The organism is Paenibacillus oenotherae (genome assembly GCF_019443105.1).
In the GTDB taxonomy this organism is placed as follows: Bacteria; Bacillota; Bacilli; order Paenibacillales; family Paenibacillaceae; genus Paenibacillus_Z; species Paenibacillus_Z oenotherae.
Genome location: NZ_JAHZIJ010000008.1, coordinates 1 through 22,720, shown reverse-complemented (window position 1 = coordinate 22,720; position 22,720 = coordinate 1). Strand labels below are relative to the sequence as shown.

At 46.9% G+C, this 22,720-nt stretch carries 20 protein-coding genes and 1 rRNA gene; 9 read left to right on the top strand and 12 right to left on the bottom strand.

Annotation, left to right across the window (positions count from 1 at the left end; all coding sequences use genetic code 11):
* Nucleotides 1-16: 16 nt before the first annotated feature.
* From K0T92_RS12865 to rpmH, 11 genes are all read right to left on the bottom strand, one after another.
* Complete coding sequence (locus K0T92_RS12865) at nucleotides 17-1,183, bottom strand: aminotransferase class V-fold PLP-dependent enzyme (RefSeq protein ID WP_219872887.1); 1,167 nt, start codon at nucleotides 1,181-1,183, stop codon at nucleotides 17-19.
* Between the two features lie 180 nt (nucleotides 1,184-1,363).
* Entirely contained in the window at nucleotides 1,364-2,212 is an 849-nt protein-coding gene (locus K0T92_RS12860) for a ParB/RepB/Spo0J family partition protein (protein ID WP_219872886.1), read from the bottom strand.
* Nucleotides 2,193-2,966 (bottom strand): ParA family protein, encoded by a 774-nt coding sequence (locus tag K0T92_RS12855; protein ID WP_219872885.1) that lies wholly within the window; start codon nucleotides 2,964-2,966, stop codon nucleotides 2,193-2,195. Before K0T92_RS12855 ends, K0T92_RS12860 begins: the two co-directional genes overlap by 20 nt.
* Before the next feature lie 158 nt (nucleotides 2,967-3,124).
* Nucleotides 3,125-3,943 carry a nucleoid occlusion protein gene (noc, locus tag K0T92_RS12850; RefSeq protein WP_219872884.1) on the bottom strand — a complete coding sequence of 273 codons (819 nt, stop codon included), beginning with the start codon at nucleotides 3,941-3,943 and terminating at the stop codon, nucleotides 3,125-3,127.
* Between the two features lie 154 nt (nucleotides 3,944-4,097).
* A complete protein-coding gene (rsmG, locus tag K0T92_RS12845; RefSeq protein WP_219872883.1) occupies nucleotides 4,098-4,820 on the bottom strand; it encodes a 16S rRNA (guanine(527)-N(7))-methyltransferase RsmG in 723 nt (240 codons plus the stop codon).
* 3 nt (nucleotides 4,821-4,823) lie between these two features.
* Complete coding sequence (gene mnmG, locus K0T92_RS12840; RefSeq protein ID WP_219872882.1) at nucleotides 4,824-6,716, bottom strand: tRNA uridine-5-carboxymethylaminomethyl(34) synthesis enzyme MnmG; 1,893 nt, start codon at nucleotides 6,714-6,716, stop codon at nucleotides 4,824-4,826.
* Nucleotides 6,717-6,745: 29 nt separating this feature from the next.
* Nucleotides 6,746-8,128 (bottom strand): tRNA uridine-5-carboxymethylaminomethyl(34) synthesis GTPase MnmE, encoded by a 1,383-nt coding sequence (mnmE, locus tag K0T92_RS12835; RefSeq protein ID WP_219872881.1) that lies wholly within the window; start codon nucleotides 8,126-8,128, stop codon nucleotides 6,746-6,748.
* A 98-nt stretch (nucleotides 8,129-8,226) separates the two neighbouring features.
* Complete coding sequence (gene jag, locus K0T92_RS12830; RefSeq protein ID WP_219872880.1) at nucleotides 8,227-8,862, bottom strand: RNA-binding cell elongation regulator Jag/EloR; 636 nt, start codon at nucleotides 8,860-8,862, stop codon at nucleotides 8,227-8,229.
* Nucleotides 8,859-9,653 (bottom strand): YidC/Oxa1 family membrane protein insertase, encoded by a 795-nt coding sequence (locus K0T92_RS12825; protein WP_219872879.1) that lies wholly within the window; start codon nucleotides 9,651-9,653, stop codon nucleotides 8,859-8,861. The genes jag and K0T92_RS12825 overlap by 4 nt, the downstream gene beginning before the upstream one ends.
* Before the next feature lie 137 nt (nucleotides 9,654-9,790).
* Nucleotides 9,791-10,138, bottom strand: a complete 348-nt coding sequence (gene rnpA, locus K0T92_RS12820; protein ID WP_219872878.1) for a ribonuclease P protein component — start codon at nucleotides 10,136-10,138, stop codon at nucleotides 9,791-9,793.
* A 145-nt stretch (nucleotides 10,139-10,283) separates the two neighbouring features.
* Nucleotides 10,284-10,418: a 50S ribosomal protein L34 gene (gene rpmH, locus K0T92_RS12815; protein WP_116192616.1), complete on the bottom strand. Its 135-nt coding sequence runs from the start codon at nucleotides 10,416-10,418 to the stop codon at nucleotides 10,284-10,286.
* A gap of 586 nt (nucleotides 10,419-11,004) precedes the next feature.
* Between rpmH and dnaA the strand changes: the two genes are divergently transcribed.
* The 6 genes from dnaA to gyrB all read left to right on the top strand — a co-directional run bounded on the left by dnaA (nucleotide 11,005) and on the right by gyrB (nucleotide 17,386).
* On the top strand, nucleotides 11,005-12,357 hold the full coding sequence (gene dnaA / locus K0T92_RS12810; protein WP_343223705.1) for a chromosomal replication initiator protein DnaA: 1,353 nt from the start codon (nucleotides 11,005-11,007) through the stop codon (nucleotides 12,355-12,357).
* A gap of 210 nt (nucleotides 12,358-12,567) precedes the next feature.
* Entirely contained in the window at nucleotides 12,568-13,710 is a 1,143-nt protein-coding gene (dnaN, locus tag K0T92_RS12805) for a DNA polymerase III subunit beta (protein ID WP_219872877.1), read from the top strand.
* Between the two features lie 14 nt (nucleotides 13,711-13,724).
* Nucleotides 13,725-13,940 (top strand): S4 domain-containing protein YaaA, encoded by a 216-nt coding sequence (gene yaaA / locus K0T92_RS12800; protein ID WP_219872876.1) that lies wholly within the window; start codon nucleotides 13,725-13,727, stop codon nucleotides 13,938-13,940.
* A gap of 48 nt (nucleotides 13,941-13,988) precedes the next feature.
* On the top strand, nucleotides 13,989-15,098 hold the full coding sequence (recF, locus tag K0T92_RS12795; RefSeq protein WP_219872875.1) for a DNA replication/repair protein RecF: 1,110 nt from the start codon (nucleotides 13,989-13,991) through the stop codon (nucleotides 15,096-15,098).
* Nucleotides 15,099-15,123: 25 nt separating this feature from the next.
* Nucleotides 15,124-15,372 (top strand): extracellular matrix regulator RemB, encoded by a 249-nt coding sequence (gene remB / locus K0T92_RS12790; protein WP_219872874.1) that lies wholly within the window; start codon nucleotides 15,124-15,126, stop codon nucleotides 15,370-15,372.
* 103 nt (nucleotides 15,373-15,475) lie between these two features.
* Entirely contained in the window at nucleotides 15,476-17,386 is a 1,911-nt protein-coding gene (gene gyrB / locus K0T92_RS12785; RefSeq protein ID WP_219872873.1) for a DNA topoisomerase (ATP-hydrolyzing) subunit B, read from the top strand.
* Between the two features lie 96 nt (nucleotides 17,387-17,482).
* Here gyrB and K0T92_RS12780 read toward each other — a convergent pair whose 3' ends face one another.
* The gene (locus tag K0T92_RS12780; RefSeq protein ID WP_343223704.1) at nucleotides 17,483-18,277 is read right to left on the bottom strand and encodes a YheC/YheD family protein; all 795 of its coding nucleotides are present in this window, start codon (nucleotides 18,275-18,277) and stop codon (nucleotides 17,483-17,485) included.
* A 377-nt stretch (nucleotides 18,278-18,654) separates the two neighbouring features.
* Here K0T92_RS12780 and gyrA point away from each other — a divergent pair, with 377 nt between their 5' ends.
* From gyrA to K0T92_RS12765, 3 genes are all read left to right on the top strand, one after another.
* On the top strand, nucleotides 18,655-21,198 hold the full coding sequence (gene gyrA, locus K0T92_RS12775; protein WP_219872871.1) for a DNA gyrase subunit A: 2,544 nt from the start codon (nucleotides 18,655-18,657) through the stop codon (nucleotides 21,196-21,198).
* A 42-nt stretch (nucleotides 21,199-21,240) separates the two neighbouring features.
* A complete protein-coding gene (locus K0T92_RS12770) occupies nucleotides 21,241-22,311 on the top strand; it encodes an HD-GYP domain-containing protein (protein ID WP_219872870.1) in 1,071 nt (356 codons plus the stop codon).
* Between the two features lie 284 nt (nucleotides 22,312-22,595).
* Nucleotides 22,596-22,720 (top strand): 16S ribosomal RNA (locus tag K0T92_RS12765); the annotation flags it as partial.

The window sequence follows — 22,720 nt, the reverse complement described above, 5'->3', positions numbered from 1 at the left end:
CACCACATGAAAAGCATCAATTATAATGTTGTTTGATTTCCTTGACAGCATTCACTATCGCATCGACTTCCTGTTCTGTCGTGAATACACCTACACTTGCTCGCACTGCTCCTGTCTCCAATGTTCCTGCTGCAGCATGTGCAAGCGGTGTACAGTGAAACCCGGATCGAACAGCAATATTATAATGTTGATCCAGAATGAACGCAATTTCCGAAGGATCAGCTCCCTCAATAACAAAAGAAACAATACCTGTTCTTGGCTCGCCTAATCGGGGACCAAGCACCCTTACTCCTCCTGCTTGAAGCAGTCCTTCCATCATTCGCTGAGTCAGTGTCCATTCTCTAGTATGGATTTTTTCAACCGTCTCATGCAGCACATATTGAACCCCTGCTTTGAGCCCTGCAAGGCCCGGTGTATTCTGAGTCCCTGCCTCATAACAATCCGGTCGAACACTCGGCTGCTCGGGGGATTCCGATTGACTGCCCGTACCGCCATGCAGAAGCGGCGTTAGATCGACTTGGGGATGAACATACAGGCCACCCGTCCCTTGCGGCCCCAACAGCCCTTTATGGCCCGGAAATGCGAGCATATCAATCCCCATCACCTCAACATCGATCCCGATCATCCCGGCTGTCTGCGCCGCATCAACTAGCAGCTTAATCCCCCTGCTGCGCGTTATCTTCCCAATCTCAGCTACTGGCAATATCGAACCAAATAAATTCGAGCTGTGATTGACGATCACCAGTCTTGTATTGTTCTGAATCGCATTCTCCACTTGTGCAGCCTCAAGCTCCCCCTGCTCATCCGCTTCAACATAAGTGACCTCGACTCCAATTGCCTTCCTCAAATATTCAAGCGGTCTTCTGACTGAGTTGTGTTCAACCGCCGTTGCAATAACATGATCTCCCTCGCGCACATAACCTTTTATGGCCAAATTCAAAGCCATCGTCGCGTTCATGGCAAATGCGATATCGTTTGGATTTTTTATTGCGAACAGCTTCGCCAGCATTTTACGTGTATCGAACAGAACCCTGCTGGCCCGAACCGCCATTGCATGACTACCCCTGCCAGGGTTGGCAGCATCATGCTCCAACGCACTTGTTACTGCTTCAATAACCGTTGAAGGCTTGGGCCATGATGTCGCTGCATGATCCAAATAAATTACATTCTCAGCGTTCCCCACAGACACCCTCCCCCTTCCCTCACTCACCGTATCTTTGTACTGCCCTTACTGCTTCATTATATTCATAAGAACAATCCATTCAACAATAGCATACTCAAGCTGCATCATTTTCAATCGATGCTGGCTCAAGTATGCTATTCATAACAACTCAATATTTATACCCCTTATGAATTATACCCCTTATGAAAGCTGCTGCATCAATTCAAGCAACCGTTCCAAATCCTGCTTATTATAATACAGGAGTTCGATCTTACCTTTATCCTTCTGCTGCTTAATCTTCACTGTTGTTTTGAACTGTTCTCGTAATGACTCTTCTAATTGTTCAATATATGGATCCCGCTTTTTAGCGGATGGCTTCACTTTTGTCGGGGCCTTCTGATCAAGCTTCTGAATGGCCTCCTCCAAGTCACGCACGCTCCACTCGTTCGCGATCGTTAGCTCTGCCAGTTCTTTCTTCCGGGCTTCATCCTTAACGCCTACCAACGCTCTGGCATGACCCATCGATAATGTTCCACGTGAAACATTTTCTTTAATTTCTTCCGGCAGAGTCAGCAACCTCAAAAAGTTCGCAATGTGAGATCTTGATTTGCCCACCTTCATCGAAAGCTCTTCTTGGGTCAAGTTAAACTTGTCCACTAGCGCCTGATAAGCAAGTGCCAGCTCAATAGCATTCAGATCCTCACGCTGAAGATTCTCAATAAGTGCGATCTCCATAACCTGCTGATCCGAGAAATTGCGAACTACTGCTGGAATCGTTGAATTTCCGCAAAGCTGCGAAGCGCGGAACCGTCGTTCACCAGCAATAATTTCGTAACCCTTCAACACACTGCGGACTATTATCGGTTGAATAACACCATGGTGTTTGATCGATTCAGCCAATTCTTGAATAGCCTCGTCATCAAATGTTTTCCTTGGTTGATAAGGATTCGGCCTCAAGCTAGCAAGTGTTATTTCGAGCACTTTATCATCATCATTAACTGAAAGCGATGGAATAAGCGCATCAAGCCCTCTACCTAGCCGCTTGCTCATACATAATCACTTCCTTCGCGAGTTCAAGATAAACCTCGGCCCCTTTAGATCTAGGATCATAAGTAATTATCGATTGGCCATGAGATGGAGCCTCGCTCAATCTTACATTCCGAGGAATAATAGTTTGATACACCTTCTGCTGAAAATATTTCTTCACTTCTTCGATCACTTGAATGCCCAGATTCGTCCTGGCATCAAACATAGTCAGAAGCACGCCTTCAATTTGAAGAGACGTGTTCAGATGCTTCTGAACCAGCCGCACTGTGTTTAGCAGTTGGCTTAATCCCTCCAGCGCATAATACTCGCACTGGATCGGTATAATAACAGAATCTGATGCGGTCAATGAATTGATCGTTAGAATGCCCAAAGAAGGCGGGCAATCAATAAGAATATAATCATACTTGTGCTTAACCAGTTGCAGAGACTTCTTCAAACGCTGCTCCCGGGAAATCGTAGGAACGAGCTCAATCTCCGCCCCCGCCAGTTGAATTGTAGCAGGAATGATATTCAAGCCTTCTATATTTGTTGGTACAGTAGCATCATTAGGATGAACATCATTAACAAGCACATCATATATACAATGTGCAACATCCGCCTTGTTAATACCAATCCCACTCGTCGTATTCCCCTGCGGATCAATATCAACTAACAGTACCTTCTTGCCTAGTGATGCCAGGCAAGCCCCTAAATTGACCGACGTTGTCGTCTTACCGACCCCGCCCTTCTGGTTCGTAATTGCAATGGTTTTAGACAAACCGGTTCACCTCTATGCTGATTACTTCTATTTCCGTCTATCTTCCAATAACGACCAATGTTATTCGTGAAAATGGCGAATGCCGTCCTCACTGGGACGGCCTCGAGTTGAATCTACCGATTAACTACCATCATTTCATTCGAATGTATATCCAGTCTTTATCGCTTAGGTATTTGAATAACAATTTCATAATGGTCTTCATGATCCTTCTCGTTAGTCTTAATTTGCAGACCGGAGCCTGATACCATCTCAATAGATTGCCGAATCGTATTCAGAGCCAAGCGAACATCCTTCGTAAAAGATATCCGTTTCGACTTTTTAGTTTGCGTCGCTTCCTTATAGAAGGCAACACGCGATTCGGTTTGCTTTACGTTCAATTCTTTGGCAATGATATCTTCCAGCACCTTCAATTGAAGCTCATCGGAATCCAATGCCAGCAGTGCTCTTGCATGTCGTTCAGTGATTTGTCGCGCCATCAACGATGTCTTGACGGGTTCACTTAAATTAAGCAAGCGAATCTTATTCGCAATTGTCGATTGGCTCTTGCCTAGTCGTTGAGCCAGACTTTCCTGCGTCAATTGATGAAGATCAATCAACTTCTGGTAAGCAACCGCCTCTTCTATTGCCGTTAGACCTTCACGCTGCAAATTCTCGATCAGTGCAATTGAAGCAGCTTGTGAATCATTAAATTCACGAATAATCGCCGGAATGGTGTCGAGTCCAAGCTTGGTTACAGCTCGAAATCTTCTTTCTCCCGCAATAATCTCGTAACGGTTATTCCGAACCCGCACAACGATCGGCTGAATGATGCCATGAGTCTTTATCGTCTGACTCAGCTCTTCAATGCGATCATCATCAAATACAGTTCGTGGCTGATAGGGACTTGTATCGATTTCACCAACCGAAATCTGCTTCACTTCATCTTGATTACTCTTCTGTTCGGTCAAACCAAACAATCGTGAGAATTGTTCCTTCATCGTATCAACTACCCACCCGAATTCAAAGTGCCGAGTATTGTCATTTAATCAATTCGTCGGTAACAGACCAATTTCCTGCTTGACAGCTATAATAAACCCTATTTATTATCCCATAATGTTTCACGTGGAACAATCAATATCGAATCAAAATTTATTATATAATCGGTTGTTTCATCGGAATTCCCGCTTTGCGCGGATATTTGGCTGGTGTACAATCATTCTTCCCAATCAAAATAATATGACGGTCGGATTGCTCGAATGGCAGCTTCAAATGATGAGAGGACAAGTGTTTGCCTTTAAGCTCTGACAGGCTTTTTTTGGCTTCCAGCAATTCCTCGCTTGGGTCTGCCCCCTTCATTGCAGCAAATGTACCACCCTTGCGCACAAAAGGAAGACAGAGCTCATTAAGTGCACTCAAACGCGCAACTGCACGAGCTGTGACAAGATCGTATTGGTCACGATGCTCAGGGAGCCTGGCAATATCCTCAGCACGCCCATGTATACATGCCACATCTAACAGACCAAGCGAGCTGGCAACCGTCTGCAGAAATTGAATTCGTTTATTAAGAGAGTCCACAATCGTTAATTTAAGATGAGGGAAAATGATTTTTAACGGCAAACTAGGGAACCCTGCTCCTGACCCAATATCAGCCATCCGTTCCGCCTTTGTCATATCCACAAAGAAAGAAAGCGATGCGGAGTCATAGAAATGTTTCTCGTACACCGCATCCCTCTCAGTGATACCTGTTAGATTCATCTTCTCATTCCACTCGACCAACAACTCATAATACATTGCAAGCTGGTCCAGTTGCTCAGGAGATACACTTACCCCTCTCTCCTCTAATAGCTCTTTCAACAATATCCCTTGCTGATCCATAACCTACCCCCGCGCCGCCACTACCCGATTATAATGCTCCAGGTATACAAGTAGTATCGATATATCCGCAGGTGTAACACCAGATATGCGTGATGCCTGCCCAATTGACAATGGTCGGATATTGGCGAGCTTCTGCTTTGCCTCGGTTGCAAGTCCATGAATGATGCTGTAATCAATATCATCCGGCATCCGCTTCTTCTCCATCTTGGCAATACGTTCAACCTGAAGCAGCTGTTTCTCGATATAACCGGCATATTTAATTTGAATTTCAACCTGTTCTTTCATATCCTCGGATAAAACATCAGGCGATGCAGTAATGATCCGTTCGAGATCCGTGTAGGTTATTTCCGGACGGCGCAGAAGAGACAACGCATCTACCGTATTCTGGATAGGCGCTGAACCAAGCTCTGCAAGCAGATCTTGTGCAGCTTGATCTGGCTTTACTTTCACCGTCTTCAGGCGCTCAATTTCTCCATCGACAAGCTCTTTCTTCCGATTGAACTTCGCATAACGCTCCTCAGTAATAAGGCCGATCTCATAACCGAGCGGAGTCAGCCGCAGATCTGCATTGTCATGGCGCAAGAGCAGACGATATTCCGCACGCGAGGTCAACAGTCTGTATGGCTCACTCGTCCCCTTCGTAACCAGGTCATCGATCATAACACCGATGTATCCCTGAGAACGGTCAATAATAACGGCCTCTCTTCCCTGAGCTTTACGCGCAGCATTGATACCTGCGATTACACCTTGTCCCGCCGCTTCCTCGTACCCCGAAGTACCATTAATCTGCCCCGCAGTGAACAGATTAGGTATAACCTTCGTTTCGAGAGAAGGCCACAGCTGGGTAGGCACTACGGCATCATATTCGATCGCATAGCCGGTACGCATCATTTCAACTTTTTCCAAACCTGGTATAGAACGGAGAATGGCAAGCTGAACATCTTCCGGCATGCTGGTGGATAAGCCTTGAACATAATACTCCGAAGTGTGCTTGCCTTCAGGCTCCAGGAAGATCTGATGCTTGGGCTTATCAGCGAAACGCACGATTTTATCTTCAATTGAAGGACAATAACGCGGACCGGTTCCTTCAATTGCACCCGAGAACATTGGAGCGCGATATAGATTATCATTAATGATCTTATGTGTCTCTTCAGAGGTATACGTCAACCAGCATGGAATCTGTTCGTTGTCGGAGTACTCCGTCTCATAGGAGAAAAATTTCGGATTCTCATCACCTGGTTGAATCTCTGTTTTGGAGAAGTCAATCGTATCCTTGTGCACACGCGGCGGCGTGCCAGTCTTAAACCTTACAAGCTCAAGCCCCTGCTCCTTCAAGCTTGCAGAGAGCTTAACCGACGGCTGTTGATTATTAGGGCCGCTCTCATACATCAATTCACCCATAATCACTTTACCGCGAAGATAAGTGCCTGTCGTAAGCACAACCGTCTTCCCTCGGTAAATAGCCCCCGTCTTCGTCTCTACCCCTACACAAATTCCATCCTCGACAATAAGCTCCTCTACCATCCCTTGCCGCAGCGTCAGATGCTCTGTCTCCTCAATTGTCTTCTTCATGAAATGCTGATACATGAACTTGTCAGCCTGCGCGCGCAGCGCGTGAACCGCAGGACCTTTACCCGTATTAAGCATCCTCATTTGGATAAAAGTTTTGTCGATGTTCCGCCCCATCTCTCCGCCTAATGCATCAATCTCCCGCACAACATGCCCTTTAGCCGGACCGCCGATCGAAGGATTACACGGCATAAACGCAACCATATCCAGATTAATCGTCAACAGCAGCGTTTCACATCCCATTCTTGCCGCAGCCAGTGCAGCTTCTACACCAGCATGGCCCGCACCAATGACAATAACCTCGAATTGCCCTGCCTCATATTTCATCCGTTATACCTCCTTACTTGAAATCTCAATTATTTGCCTAAACAGAACTGAGAGAAAATTTGATCGATCAACGATTCAGATACCGAATCTCCTATCATTTCACCCAATTGCTCCCACGCATTACGTACATCAATTTGCACAATATCAATCGGAATTCCAGCCTCCGTCGCCTCAATTGCATCCACTAATGCTTGACGTGCATGGCCGAGCAGCGTAATATGTCTGACATTGCTCACGTAGGTCAGATCACCGCTCTCCAGCTCACCGCCAAAGAACATCCTGCTAATAGCATGCTCCAATTGATCAAGTCCGCTTTCCTGCAGGACAGACAGCCGCACCACTGACTCCTTGGAGACAATAGCATACAGCTCATCCTCATTCAGAACAGGCGGAAGATCCGTCTTGTTAAGCAGCACGATGACAGGACGCCCCTCCAGCTGCTTCATAAGCAATCGGTCATCGTCATGAAGCGCCTCATTGAGATTCAGCACCAGCAAGATAAGATCTGCTTCCTCAAGTGCCGTTCTAGACCGCTGCACTCCAATCTGTTCTACAACATCCGATGTCTCACGTATCCCGGCAGTATCAAGCAGTCGCAGCGGGATTCCGCCCAGCGATATATATTCTTCTATAACATCCCGCGTTGTGCCTGGAATATCCGTAACAATTGCTTTGTTCTCCTGCACAAGCGCATTAAGCAGGGATGACTTTCCTACATTGGGACGACCCACAATCGCCGTTACAATGCCTTCTCTTAATATTTTACCTTCTCCAGCTGTTTTTAACAGTCCATCGATAATGGAACAGCTTTCCTCACAACGAGTCTGAATGTAATTGCTGGTCATCTCAGCTACATCATGCTCAGGGTAATCAATATTCACTTCAATATGGGCGAGCAGCTCGATCAATTGGTGCCTAAGCGCTTTGACCTTCTTGGACAGCGCACCTTCAGCCTGCTTCATCGCCACGGAGAATGCTCTGTCTGACTTGGAGCGAATGAGATCGATAACCGCTTCAGCCTGCGTCAAATCGATTCTTCCGTTCAGAAACGCCCGCTTCGTGAACTCGCCAGGCTCTGCAATCCGGATAGCTCCCTCTCTAAGAAGCAGCTCTAATACTCGCTTAACCGCGACTACGCCGCCATGCGTGCTTAGTTCAACCACGTCTTCAGCTGTAAAAGAACGAGGTCCGCGCATAATGGTCAGCAGAATTTCTTCTATAACTTCACCATCGGCCGGATCAACAATATGTCCATAGTGAACCGTATGGGAATCTGCCTCCATAATATCCGTTCTTGAGCGAAAAAATTTCTTCGCTTCACGCACAGCATCCGGGCCACTTACCCGGATAACGGCAATGCCGCCTTCCCCGACAGCTGTCGAGATGGCGGCAATGGTATCTACATTCCTCATATCATGAAAGCCTCCATACCCACTTCAACTTCTCCTATTGTAAAAAAATGAGCAATGACCAGTAAAGAGCCATTGCTTGGGTTGCGAATATGCGAACGTTATCGGAGTGTGATGACGACGCGCCGATTGGGCTCGTCGCCTTTGCTATAGGTTCTAACTTTCGCGTGATCCTGAAGCTGAGAATGAATGACTTTCCTCTCATGCGGAGACATTGGCTCAAGAACAACTTCTTTTCTTGTGCGAATAACATGGCCCGCTAACCGATCGGACAAATCTGCAAGCGTCTTGCGACGACGCTCGCGAAAATCTTCAGCATCCAGTACGATTCGAATATGACTGTCAGCATAACGGTTGGCTACAATATTAACCAAATACTGCAAGGCATCAAGCGTTTGACCACGACGTCCGATAAGCATGCCCAGATCGCCGCTTCCAGAAAGTGCAAGCGTCAAACCATCTCTTGATTCTTTACGAGTGATGATGATATCAAGCCCCATCTTGGCTGCCACTTCTGTAATAAACCTTTCGGTTTCCTGAATGGCATCGATGGGATCAGGCTCCGGCAGGAGCTCAATCTGTACCTTCGCTTCCTTCACGCCGATGAGTCCGAACAACCCCTTCGAGGGCTGATCAAGGACAGTCACCTGGACGCGCTCCTCAGTCACTTGCAATTTCGCCAAGCCGCTGCGTACAGCGTCTTCGATCGTTTTGCCGGATGCTACGATTTTCTTCATTTCGCAGGAACACTCTCCTTATCATTGGATGAGGTGCGTCCGTATAGGAAATAGTTTTGAATAATCGTATAGATATTACTGAAAACCCAGTACAGCGGCAGCGCGGCCGGGAAGGACAACGCCATAACGAAAATCAATACCGGGAATATAAGCATGATCCCCTGCATCGCCGGCATCATCTTCTGCTGACTGGACATCATCTTCGATTGGACAAAGGTTGTAATTGCAGCCAACACCGGCAGCAAGTAAGCATACCATTCCTGCTCATTAACCGGCGCACCGAGCTTGATACCAATAAACTCATGCGTACGAATATTCTCATTCCAATAAATCGCATTATACAGCGCGATGAAGATTGGCATCTGTACGATAAGCGGCAAACAGCCGGCTAGCGGATTAACCTGATGCTGCTGGAACAGTTTCATTGTCTCTTCCTGCTGCTTCTGCGGGTTATCCTTGTGTTTTTCTTTAATCTTGGCAAGCTCAGGCTGAAGCGCCTGCATCGCTTTGGAGCTCCTATATTGCTTTAAAGTAAGCGGCAAAATAATCGTCCGTACAATAACCGTCAGCAGTATAATCGCAAAGCCGTATTCACCGCCGAACCAATTAGCGAACGTGTCCAGCATCAAGGCGAACCAGTATACGACGTTCTTCTCCCAGAAGTTACCTTCAAGCAAATCTTCCGTCTTTACAGCAGTGTGATCTGAAGGCGCGCATCCTGACAGAAACAATGTAACAAGAACTAGCGCGAGCACTACTAACCAAGTGCGTTTAGAAATCCGCGACAACATCTAAAACTCCTCTCTGGGCACCATCCAACGTAACGATTATACCGATACATCGTAGTTTTTCATACATTCTAGACTATACCACATTTTATGAAACAAATAAACAAGCCTCCCTGCCCCGACAAATGCCGCTGCAATCATCATTTAGGCGCTTTCAAAAGACCTGCCCGCTTCAACACATGAAGCATGCTTTTGTCCAATTCCTTCATCTTCATATCGACCGCCGGCTTGCGCACAATAACGATCAGATCGATCTTCTCCACGATCCGTTCCTTGTGTGCACGAACGATCTCCTTCACCATTCGGCGCATCCGGTTGCGAACGACAGCATTGCCGATCTTCTTGCTTGCCGACACACCAAGCCGAAAAGGCTCCGCTTTCATTTGACGTGACCAATACACGACAAATTGACCGTTCGCGAACGATTTGCCATGGCGATATATGCGGCTGAAATCATTGCGGTTTCTTAATCGTAACTTTCTATGCACGTCTACAGATCACCGAACCTTTACCTCTCAGTATTGCCAACTATATCAGAAGAAACAGCCCGGCAGCAAAATAACGGACTGCTGGGCTCCACTTCCGCTGCTCCTGCTTAAATGAAAAAAAAGACCACACGATGTGGTCTTTAACTTACGCGCTCAGTACTTTTCTGCCTCTTTGACGGCGTGCGCTCAGCACTTTACGTCCATTCTTCGAAGCCATGCGCTTGCGGAATCCATGAACTTTCTTCCGTTTGCTCACATTTGGTTTAAATGTCGGTCTCACTTCACTGCACCTCCTGTTCCTTCTATATAATCTCGTCCAGCGAAAGCCTATTCCTCGCCGTTTGCAACGGACGTAAGATTTCTGTTCTCAAGCGTTACATGCCTACGCCTATACGAAAAAACGCCTTTTTCAATTAAACCATGACCACTAGCAAATGTCAACCAAAGCAAGGGATGTGGATAATTATCTTCACAGCGGCGGTTTTTTCAGAAGTTAGTAACATGTGGACGAATGAATCATGATTTTCGCGCATTATGTCGAAATGGACACATGATATAAACAATATCTTGTGTTGTCGATAACTTTTATACACAACCTATTGAATTTGTGGATAAAAACGCTGGAATCGTTGAAACTCCGGGGTTATTTTGCTATGATAGATTTGTTTTTGATGTGGATGACTCCATAAATTCCTCAGATTTATCAACAACCTGTGGATAACAATGTGAACAACATCAATCCCCTTCTAATAAATATTTCGTTACAATCCTTGATACTGTGGATGAAAGAACCACTTTCCCCGAATTTTCGACATCGTTACGCATGGTTTCGCCCTTTTGGCGAATTGGATAAGGAGTGACAATCTGTGGATAGCCATACCCACGAAATGTGGCAACAGGTGCTGTCAATCATTCAAACTAAGCTCAGCAAGCCAAGCTTCGATACTTGGTTTAAAGCGACCAAAGCTTCGTTTAGTGGTGATTCGATGGTTATCGTAACAGCGCCAACTACTTTTGCAGCCGAATGGCTCGAAAGCCGTTATACAAAGCTTGTGCGATCAACGCTGCAAGAATACATGGGTCAACAATACGATATTAAATTCGTTATTGAGGAGAACAAGCCGCCGGAACCGATTGTGCAGCCTCCACCTCTGATTCCTGCTGTTCAGACAGCACCCGAGGAAACGTTCTCTCATATGCTCAATCCGAAATACACGTTTGATACGTTTGTTATCGGAGCGAACAACCGCTTTGCCCATGCGGCATCGCTGGCAGTTGCGGAAGCGCCGGCCAAAGCCTACAATCCGTTGTTTCTGTATGGCGGCGTTGGTCTTGGCAAAACACATTTGATGCATGCGATCGGACATTACATTTTTGAGCACAATCCAAGCACTCGTGTCCTTTACTTGTCATCAGAGAAATTTACGAACGAATTCATTAATGCCATTCGTGACAACCGGGGCGAAAGCTTCCGCAACAAATACCGGAATATCGATGTGCTGCTAATTGATGACATTCAATTTCTGGCAGGCAAGGAGCAGACCCAGGAGGAGTTCTTCCATACCTTCAATGCCCTCCATGAAGAGCGCAAGCAGATTGTCATCTCAAGCGACCGTCAGCCAAAGGAAATTCCAACGCTTGAAGAACGGCTCCGCTCCCGGTTCGAATGGGGCCTGATAACCGATATTCAACCGCCTGATCTGGAGACGCGGATCGCGATTCTGCGCAAGAAGGCCAAGGCAGAGAATCTGGACATTCCCAATGAAGCCATGGTATACATCGCCAATCAGATCGATACGAATATTCGTGAGCTGGAGGGCGCGCTCATCAGGGTAGTTGCCTACTCCTCGCTTATTAATGAGGATATTTCATCCCATCTGGCCGCTGAAGCTCTGAAGGATATCATTCCTTCCAGCAGGCCGAAGATGATCACCATGCAGGATATTCAGCAGAAGGTTGGGGAATTGTACGGTTTGAGAATGGAAGAGTTCAAAGCGCGCAAGCGGACGAAGGCCGTAGCATTTCCAAGACAAATCGCAATGTACCTGTCACGCGAGCTGACAGATCATTCGCTGCCTAAGATCGGAGAAGCATTCGGAGGACGCGACCATACGACCGTTATACATGCCCATGAGAAAATCACCCAGCAAATCAAGGTTGATACCGAGCTGTATAAGATCATTCAAACACTGACCGAGAAGATCAAAAATCACACCTGAATAACTATGAACAACTAAGCAAGCCTATGCACACGCTGTACACATGTGGATAGGCTTGCTTTATCGGTGGTTTATCCACTTATCCACATATTCAGTGTGCCTACTACGACTACTACTGTTTTTTTATTTAAAGAACATCATCAATAAACGATCAGCAGCCCCATCACAATAACGGCCGCAATAAGCAATCTCGCTATAGGAGTGAAACAAATGAAACTTTCAATAAGAAAAGATCAATTGAACGAAGCGATTCAACAAGTGTCGAAAGCCTCTTCTTCCCGACCGGCAATACCGATACTTGGCGGCATCAAATTCGACGTCACCCATCAAGGCGTTACATTGACAGCAAGCGATACCGATATTTCGATTCAAAGCTTTATACCTGTTGAGAATGGCGAGTTTGTCATAGCTCGAATCGAGAAACCCGGCAGCGTTGTTCTTCCAGCCAAATTCTTCGTTGAAATTGTTAAGAAGCTGCCTTCCGATGAGATCGAAATCGAGGTGAAAGAAAATCATCAAACCTGGATCCGTTCAGGCTCAACTGATATCCAGATGGTAGGGCTTGATCCGGAGGAGTTCCCCGTTCTGCCAACCGTTGAAGAGACAGAGACGATCAATGTCCCTGGAGATCTTCTGCGCAGCATGATCAGACAGACGGTATTCGCAGCTTCGACCAGCGAACAGACCCCTATCCTGACAGGTGCGCTATGGAGCCTGGAGGATGGATTATTGAAATTCGTAGCTACGGATCGGCACCGCCTTGCAAGCCGTTCCGCAGCAGTTACAGCTCCGGCGGATTATCGCTTCACCAATGTCGTTATTTCAAGCAAGACTTTGAATGAGCTGTCCAAGCTTGTACCTGATGACAGCACACCGATCGATATCATCGTTGCTGACAATCAAGTGCTGTTCAAAATCGGTCATGTATTGTTCTATTCCCGAATTCTCGATGGAACTTACCCTGACACTTCCAAGATTATTCCGCAGCAGTTCAAAACAGAACTGGTTGTGCATACAAAAAATTTGACGGATGCTATCGACAGAGCTTATCTCATGTCAAGAGAAGAAAAGACGAATGTTGTAAGACTCGTCACGCAAGAGGATGGAACGATCGAAATCTCCTCCAGTTCAACAGAGCTTGGACGCGTAACAGAGCAGCTGGAGTCCAAAGAACAGAACGGCGAGCAGCTTCGCATTGCCTTCAACTCCAAGTACATGCTCGATACGCTGAAGGTTATCGACAGCGAATATATGTACATCGGTTTCAACGGAGCAATGAGTCCGATTATTGTTAAGCCGACCGATCATGCGCATAGCCTGCACATTATCTTGCCGTATCGGACCACAGGATAGAGAGGAAATCAGACATGACAGAAGTTTCCATTAAGACGGAATATATCGCTCTTGGCCAATTTTTGAAGCTGGCCGGCATTATTGATACAGGCGGAGCTGCCAAGTTTTTTCTGCAGGAAGCCAGCATATCCATTAACGGTGAAAGTGATAACCGACGCGGCCGCAAGCTTTATTCAGGCGACAAGATTGTTGTTCAGGGCCATGGAGAATATACGGTTATAAAGGGGTAACGCGGCAGCTAACCCACAGAGCGCGCAAGATCCGGGGAGGCTAGCGGTGTGTATCTAAATTCCATTCAATTGCAGCATTACCGCAACTATGAGGGACTTGAAGTGAGAACAGACAGCGGTGTGAATTTGTTTGTCGGACCCAACGCACAGGGAAAGACCAATCTGCTGGAAGCGATCTATGTGCTGGCGCTGACCAAATCACACCGGACAAGCAAGGATAAAGAGCTGATTGGCTGGCAATCCCAGGATGCTCGAATACGGGGAGAAGTCGACAAGAAGTACGGCTCTGTCACCCTCGATCTATCCTTGTCCGCTCAAGGAAAGAGAGCGAAGATCAACGGGCTGGAGCAGCGCAAGCTAAGCGATTTTGTAGGCACGCTTAATGTGGTGATGTTTGCCCCTGAGGATCTGGAAATTGTGAAAGGAACACCGGGTATACGCAGGCGGTTTCTCGATATGGAGATCGGCCAGGTGCAGCCCGGTTATTTGTATTCCCTCGGCCAATATGCCAAAGTATTAATGCAGCGCAATAATTATTTGAAATCGGCTACGTCCGGCAATGCCCAGCAGGCGATGATGGATATCTGGAATATGCAACTTGCAGAGTACGGTGTTAAAATTGTGAAAAAAAGGCAAAACTTTATTTATAAACTGCAGAAGTGGGCCAATCATATCCATACCGGCATTACGGCAGGCTTGGAGGAACTGAAAATTGTTTATCGCCCCTCCTTCGAAACAGAGGCTGCAGAAGAAGAATCTGTTTTATTTGAGCAATTTATGATAAAGTTATCACAGGTTAAAGATCAGGAACTTCGCCGGGGGATGACGCTTGTCGGTCCCCACCGGGATGATATTGCTTTTTATATTAACGGTAAAGAGGCATCCATATACGGCTCTCAGGGCCAGCAACGAACAACTGCACTGTCGCTCAAGCTGGCTGAGATCGAACTGATTCATGAAGAAATCGGTGAATATCCACTGCTGCTGCTGGATGATGTGTTGTCAGAACTGGATCAGAACAGGCAAACACAGTTGATCGAAACCTTTCAAAGTAAAGTGCAGACGTTTATCACAACGACGGGACTGGAAAGCGTTAATATAAGTAAGCTGCACGATTCACGCATCTATCATGTACGAGACGGTCAAGTAGCGCGATAAGGCTTAATAGCGAAGGGTGAAGCCAATGTATATTCATTTGGGTGGAGAAAAAATTATCCGTGCTGCGGAACTCGTAGCGATATTCGATATATCCATTGAGCAGTCCTCCAAGCTGTCCAAGCAATTCGTCATGCAAGCCAAGAAGCGCAAGGACGTAGAAGTGATCGGAGAGGAAGAAGCCAAATCGATTGTTGTGACACAGCACAAAATCTATTATTCTCCAATCTCGTCCTCCACGCTGAAGAAACGATCGCATCATTTTGCAACAACCTGAGTGTCATAACTGAGGCGATAGGTACTGGCTTGCGCACATTGCGCTTTTCTTATAATCGAGCGTTCTTGCCAATAGCAACCCGAGAGGAGTAGTGAATTCGAGCATGTCTTTGAACCAGCATACGTATGACGAGAATCAGATACAGGTCCTGGAAGGTTTGGAAGCGGTACGCAAACGCCCCGGGATGTATATAGGCTCTACAAGCGGCAAGGGGCTTCACCATCTTGTATGGGAAGTCGTTGATAATAGTATTGATGAGGCGCTTGCTGGATACTGCAGCCGGATCGAGGTAACGATTCATGAGGACAACAGTATTACAGTAACTGACAACGGGCGGGGTATCCCTGTAGGGATTCATGCGAAGATGCAACGTCCTGCACTTGAGGTCGTTATGACCGTTCTTCATGCTGGAGGCAAATTCGGCGGCGAAGGATATAAAGTATCAGGCGGTCTTCATGGTGTTGGCGTATCGGTAGTGAATGCGTTGTCCGAGCAGGTTATTGTTACGGTTAAGCGTGAAGGCAAGATTCACCAGCAGGAATACCGCCGGGGCGCGCCGCAATACGATCTGAAGGTCATTGGCGAGACGACTGAAACGGGTACAACTACTCGTTTCAAGCCGGATGCCGAGATTTTCACCGAGACGACCGTTTATGAATATGAGATTCTGCAATCCCGGATCCGCGAGCTGGCATTTCTGAACAAGGGTATCGAGATCGTTCTGCTTGACGAGCGGACAGAGATGACGAACAGCTATAAATACGAGGGCGGTATCATTGAATTCGTTCAATATTTGAACCGTAATCGCGAGGTGCTGCACGAGCAGCCGATCTACGTGGAAGGATCCAAAGATAATATTCAGGTAGAGGTGTCGCTTCAGTACAATGACAGCTACAGCGAGAACATCTATTCCTTCGCGAATAATATTAATACGCATGAGGGCGGAACGCATGAATCCGGCTTCAAGAGTGCATTGACCCGGATTATCAATGACTATGCGCGCAAAACAAACTCGCTTAAAGAAAGCGATACGAACTTCTCCGGAGACGATGTGCGTGAAGGGCTGACAGCGATTATTTCTGTTAAGATTCCGGAGCCCCAGTTCGAGGGACAGACCAAGACGAAGCTTGGCAACAGTGAAGTTAGAGGTATCGTGGAATCGTTCTTCGCTGAGAAACTCCAGGAGTTCATGGAAGAGAATCCGTCGGTATCCAAGAAAATCGTTGAGAAGGGTCTGCAGGCAGCGCGTGCCCGTGAAGCAGCGCGTAAGGCGCGTGAACTGACGAGGCGCAAGAGCGCTCTTGAGGTCAGCTCTTTGCCAGGCAAACTGGCGGATTGCTCCTCCAAGGATGCATCGATCTCTGAGATTTATATCGTTGAGGGTGACTCCGCAGGCGGCTCTGCCAAGCAGGGCCGTGACCGTCACTTCCAGGCTATTCTGCCGCTGCGCGGCAAGATTCTCAATGTAGAAAGAGCCCGTCTCGACAGAATTCTGTCGAATACCGAGATTCGTGCGATCATTACAGCGCTCGGAACCGGAATCGGCGATGACTTCGATGTTGAGAAGGCGCGTTATCACAAAGTTATTATTATGACGGATGCCGACGTCGATGGTGCGCATATTCGTACCCTTCTGCTCACCTTCTTCTTCCGTTACATGAGGAAGATCATTGAGGCCGGCTATATTTATATCGCACAGCCGCCGCTCTTCAAGATTGAGCGCAACAAGGTGATTCGTTATGCTCAAAGCGAGAAGGAGCGCGACGATATTCTTGCCGAATTCGGCGAGGGCGTCAAAGTGAATGTACAGCGGTACAAAGGTCTCGGCGAGATGAATGCAGGGCAGCTGTGGGAGACGACGATGGATCCTGAGAGCCGTACAATGCTTCAGGTATCTATCGAAGATGCTATGGAAGCGGATGATATTTTCGAAACCCTCATGGGTGAGAATGTTGAACCGCGCCGCGATTTCATTCAGAAGTTTGCGAAATTTGTTAAAAACCTGGACGTGTAGAGACTATTCAACTAGTCCTGTCCCATACCAACAAGCCGCCCGAAGCTCGGGCGGCTTGTTGCATTGCAGCGCTTTTGCAGCTGAGAGCACGTTGCATCAGCTATGTTTCTTCTTGAACCTGCCATACTGCACGCAGTAGCGATGAATTTTACGGAATACGGATTTGTCCTTTAGTTTGCGGAATATAAAGGGGTCAGGAAGGGTGTTGACTTCCAGAATCCATGGTTTCAACGAGCCGTCGATCGCAACATCGATGCCGAGTTCTTTTAATCCGGGATAGTGGGATTGAAGCTGCTTCGCAATGGATTCACCCAGCTTTTTCAAACGTGCATTGTAGGAGGGCATTTGAGAAGAGGTTAGCTTGCCGGTCATTAAACGCTCAATAGACATCGGAGTAGCACCGCTATGATAGTTCGTGACGATCTTGGCGGGATGTCCGAGGCGGCCGATGATGCCTGTAGATTCCCACTGATCTCTACTGTTCTTCTGCACCATAACCCGGATATCGAAACGGCGGCTGGCATGCTTCAACAGATTGATTCCTCGCTGGATCAAATAAGAGCGGGTTCTGATCGATCGCTGCAGCCGATCGGCCATCGATTCGAAGGAGCTGAATGTTCTTTTTTTAGTGCCCATCTGGAATGAGTATCCTTCACCTGTCCGTTTTTCGACACGAATGACACCTGTTCCGAAAGTTCCTGAATCCGGTTTGACATAGACCATCTTATATTGGTCCAGCATGGCCTGAAGTGTACTCCTGCTCCATCGTTTTGTTTCGGGAATATGTTCCGTCAGATCAGCGGATTTGAGGAGGATATTTGTTTTCGACCACTTGCTTCTTACGCGTTGGATGGCCAAGGAGGCTCCACCTTTCGATATCGATAAATTCATCCTGGATAAGCGCATGCAAAGGAGACAGGTGTGATAAACGATGGTATAATAGGGATTATGTCTATTTTTGAGTTCTTCCCCATCATTTGCTGAGATTATCCTTTATACTCGACTATCCAGTCTATGGCGTTGGAGACTTCGTTGAGAGGGCGCATACCTACAGCAGCGCAGTTAATGAGAATTGGACGGTTAATATGGGGATTATGTTTAAGTTAGCGGGATTGAGACTATACTGTAATGATTTTAGAGCAGAGGCATTGCTCATTACTGGAGCGGGTTTCAGCTTAACTTAGCAAGTTAAATGATGAGCATCTTACGAACAAAGAATATGCTTACGAAGCGTTTTTGCTTGTTGCAGAAACTTTAGGAGGTCAACAATGGCGGAAGAACAAAGTTCTCAAGTACGAAATCGCGATATAGGCGTTGAGATGCGCGATTCGTTCATGGATTATGCGATGAGTATTATCGTAAGCCGTGCGCTCCCCGATGTAAGAGACGGGTTGAAGCCGGTTCACCGTCGTATTCTGTATGCGATGTCGGAACTGGGCATGTCGCCGGATAAACCATATAAGAAATCTGCCAGAATCGTTGGCGAAGTAATTGGTAAGTACCATCCTCACGGTGATTCAGCAGTATACGAGACGATGGTTCGGATGGCGCAGGATTTCTCACTCCGATATATGCTGATCGATGGTCATGGCAACTTTGGTTCCATTGATGGAGATATGGCGGCAGCCATGCGTTATACCGAAGCTCGTCTATCCAAGATCGCTATGGAGATGCTTCGTGATATCAATAAAGAAACGATTGATTTTGCGCCTAACTATGATGGTGAAGAATCAGAACCGGTTGTTCTGCCGGCTCGTTTCCCTAATCTTCTCGTTAATGGATTGACGGGTATCGCTGTAGGTATGGCTACGAATATACCGCCACACAATTTAAACGAGGTTATCGACGGCGTTCAAGCTATGATCAGAAACCCGGATATAACACCGATTGAATTGATGGAGTATATTAAAGGGCCAGACTTCCCTACTGCCGGCTTCCTTATGGGACGCGAAGGAATTCGCCAAGCCTATACGACCGGCCGCGGTTCGGTTACAATGCGTGCGCGCGCCACTATTGAAGAGAATAATGGCAAGGCTCGCATTATCGTACATGAGCTTCCGTACCAGGTTATTAAAGCAAGGCTTGTAGAGAAGATTGCAGAGCTGGTCCGCGAGAAGAAGATTGACGGCATAACCGACTTGCGGGATGAGTCTGATCGCAACGGGATGCGCGTTGTTATTGAGCTGCGCCGTGACGTGACGCCAAGCGTCGTGTTGAATAACTTGTACAAGCAGACGCAAATGCAGATGAATTTCGGTATTAACATGCTGGCACTGGTTAATCGTGAGCCGCGCGTGCTGAATTTGCGTGACGTGCTCTATTACTATTTGCAGCATCAGATCGAAGTTATTCGTCGTCGTACCGAATTTGACCTCAAGAAAGCAGAAGCTCGTGCACATATACTGGAAGGCTTACGTATTGCTCTAGATCACCTCGACGAAGTCATTGCGTTAATTCGCGGCTCTCAGACTGCTGATCTCGCTCGTGAGGGATTGATCAATCGTTTCAGTCTTAGCTATGAACAAGCACAGGCGATTCTGGATATGCGTCTACAGCGGTTAACCGGACTTGAGCGTGACAAGATTGAAGCTGAATACGCAGAGCTGATGAAGAAAATCGCAGAATATAAAGCTATCCTCGCTGATGAGCAGCTCGTACTTCAAATTATTAGCGAAGAGCTCAATGAAGTGAAGGAGAAGTTCGGTGATGAGCGCCGCACAGAGCTTATGGCCAGTGATGATGAGATTATGGATGAGGATCTGATTCCACGTGAAGATGTGATCATCTCCATTACTCATACCGGCTATGTGAAGCGTCTGCCTGTAACGACTTATCGCAGCCAGAAGCGTGGCGGCAGAGGCGTAATGGGCATGGATACCAAGGATAATGATTTTGTCGAGCATCTCTTTGTATCCAACACGCATCACTACCTGCTCTTCTTCACGGACAAGGGCAAGGTGTATCGTCTGAAGGCCTACGAGATTCCAGATTTAAGCCGGACTGCACGTGGAACGCCAATTATCAACCTGATTCAAATCGAGCAGGGAGAAACGGTTAATGCGGTTATTCCGGTTGAATCGTTCGAGCCAGACCGTTATTTATTCTTTGCAACACGTGAGGGTGTTGTAAAGAAAACGCCGCTTGATGATTATTCGAATATTCGCAAAATCGGTCTGATCGCTATCAATCTCCGCGAGGAAGATGATCTGGTAGGCGTTAAGCTGACCGATGGCAATCAAGAGATCATTATGGGAACAAGCCAAGGCATGTCCATTAGATTCTCGGAGCAAGACGTCAGGCCAATGGGACGTTCAGCAACAGGGGTCAAAGGTATTAACACTGACGAGGGCGACTATGTCATTGCGATGGATACGGTAGTGCCGGAGAATGAAGTGCTTATCGTAACGTCCAAGGGCTATGGCAAGCGTACCCCTGCCAGTGAATACCGAATCCAGAACCGTGGCGGTAAAGGCATTAAGACGCTAAACGTAACAGAGAAGAACGGTCCGATTGTGGCATTGAAGGTTGTTCAAAGCGATGAAGATCTGATGATTATGACTTCGTCCGGAACAATGATCCGTACAAGCATGGATGGAATATCCACCATGGGACGCAATACACAAGGTGTGAAGCTTATTAATATCCGGGAAGACGATTCTGTTGCAACGGTTACGCGGGTAGCCCGCAGTGAAGAACTGCCGGAGGACAATGAGCAGGATGAAGAGGGATCTGCGCTACCGACAGACACAGACACAGACACAGACACAGACACAGACAATACAGGGAACGAAGAACCGTCATCTGAAGAATAATAACAGAACAGTCCAATCAGTGTATGGAGCGGGGGACAAACAATGGCAACGGTGCCGGTATCGCAAGTAAAGCCCGGGGACAAAATCGTACAAGATGTGCTTACTCCTCTTGGAAGTGTATTATTCTACAAAGGGAAAGTCATGACTCCACGTGAGCTTGATATTCTTCACGCGTTCCTTGTTCCCACCGTCGTCATTGATTCCGTAGCGGACAAGGGTGCCGAAGAGGATGCAGATATTCAAGACAAGGGAAGAACGGTTGAGAAATCTCCCTTGCTTGAACAATATGAACGTACCGTTCTAATGCTGAAGAATGTATTTTATCAATCGGCCAGCATAACGAATGTTCCCATTCTAGATATTCGCAAACAGTTGGAGGCTCTTCTGGAGCATATCGATGAATACAATATATTGACCTTCTCTCCCGCGTCCGTGAACAACGAGGATTATCTGTATCATAAAAGCACGATGTCCGCGATGAGCTGCTATATGCTCGCACAGTGGAACGGGCTTCCTAAGAAAGACTGGATGCAAGCGGCATTAGCAGGATTTCTTCATGATATCGGCAATGTGAAGATCGACAGGAATGTGTTGAGCAAGCCGACCGAACTTACAACTGAAGAAATCCAAGAGATGAAGAAGCACACTTACTATGGTTATCAGATGCTTATGAAGGTCACGGGTATTACGGATGGCGTTAAGCTGTCCGCCCTTCAGCATCATGAACGGGTTGATGGCAGCGGATATCCGCAAGGGCTTATGGCGGATAAGATCCACCCGTACTCCAAGTTTGTGGCGATCTCGGATATATTCAATGCGATGACCATGAAGCGCTCATATAGGAAGGCATTGTCACCGTACCTGGTGCTGGAGCAGCTGCATAAAGATTCTTTCGGCAAGCTTGATCCCGCTTACGTGCAGACCTTTATCGAGAAAGTAACTCGATTTCATAATGGTGCCTTGGTAAGGCTGAGTGACGATAGAATAGGCGAAATTGTCTTTACTGACCGCAATGATCCTACCAGACCATGGGTGTCTGTGAACGGCTCAATTATTAATCTCAGCAACGAGCGTAATCTTTATATAGAAGAGATTATGGAACGAATGGATTAATTGAAATTTATAATTGACATCTAATATTAGGCTGTGTTATATTATTTCTTGTCGCTTTTGACGGAATTGTATAGCACAGTTTTTTATTTTAAAAGAAAAATAAAAAAAGCTTGCAATCATATAGGCGAATGTGGTATATTAATCAAGTCGCCGCTGAGAGGTAGCGACGAGGTAAACAAGAATTTGTTCTTTGAAAACTGAACAATGAGCGACCTGTCAAACAGGTTTTAACAAGTAAGTCAGCGATGAGCTAACAAGCCATCCTGAAACTGGCTTCGGCCACTTTTATGGAGAGTTTGATCCTGGCTCAGGACGAACGCTGGCGGCGTGCCTAATACATGCAAGTCGAGCGGACTTGATGAGAAGCTTGCTTCTCTGATAGTTAGCGGCGGACGGGTGAGTAACACGT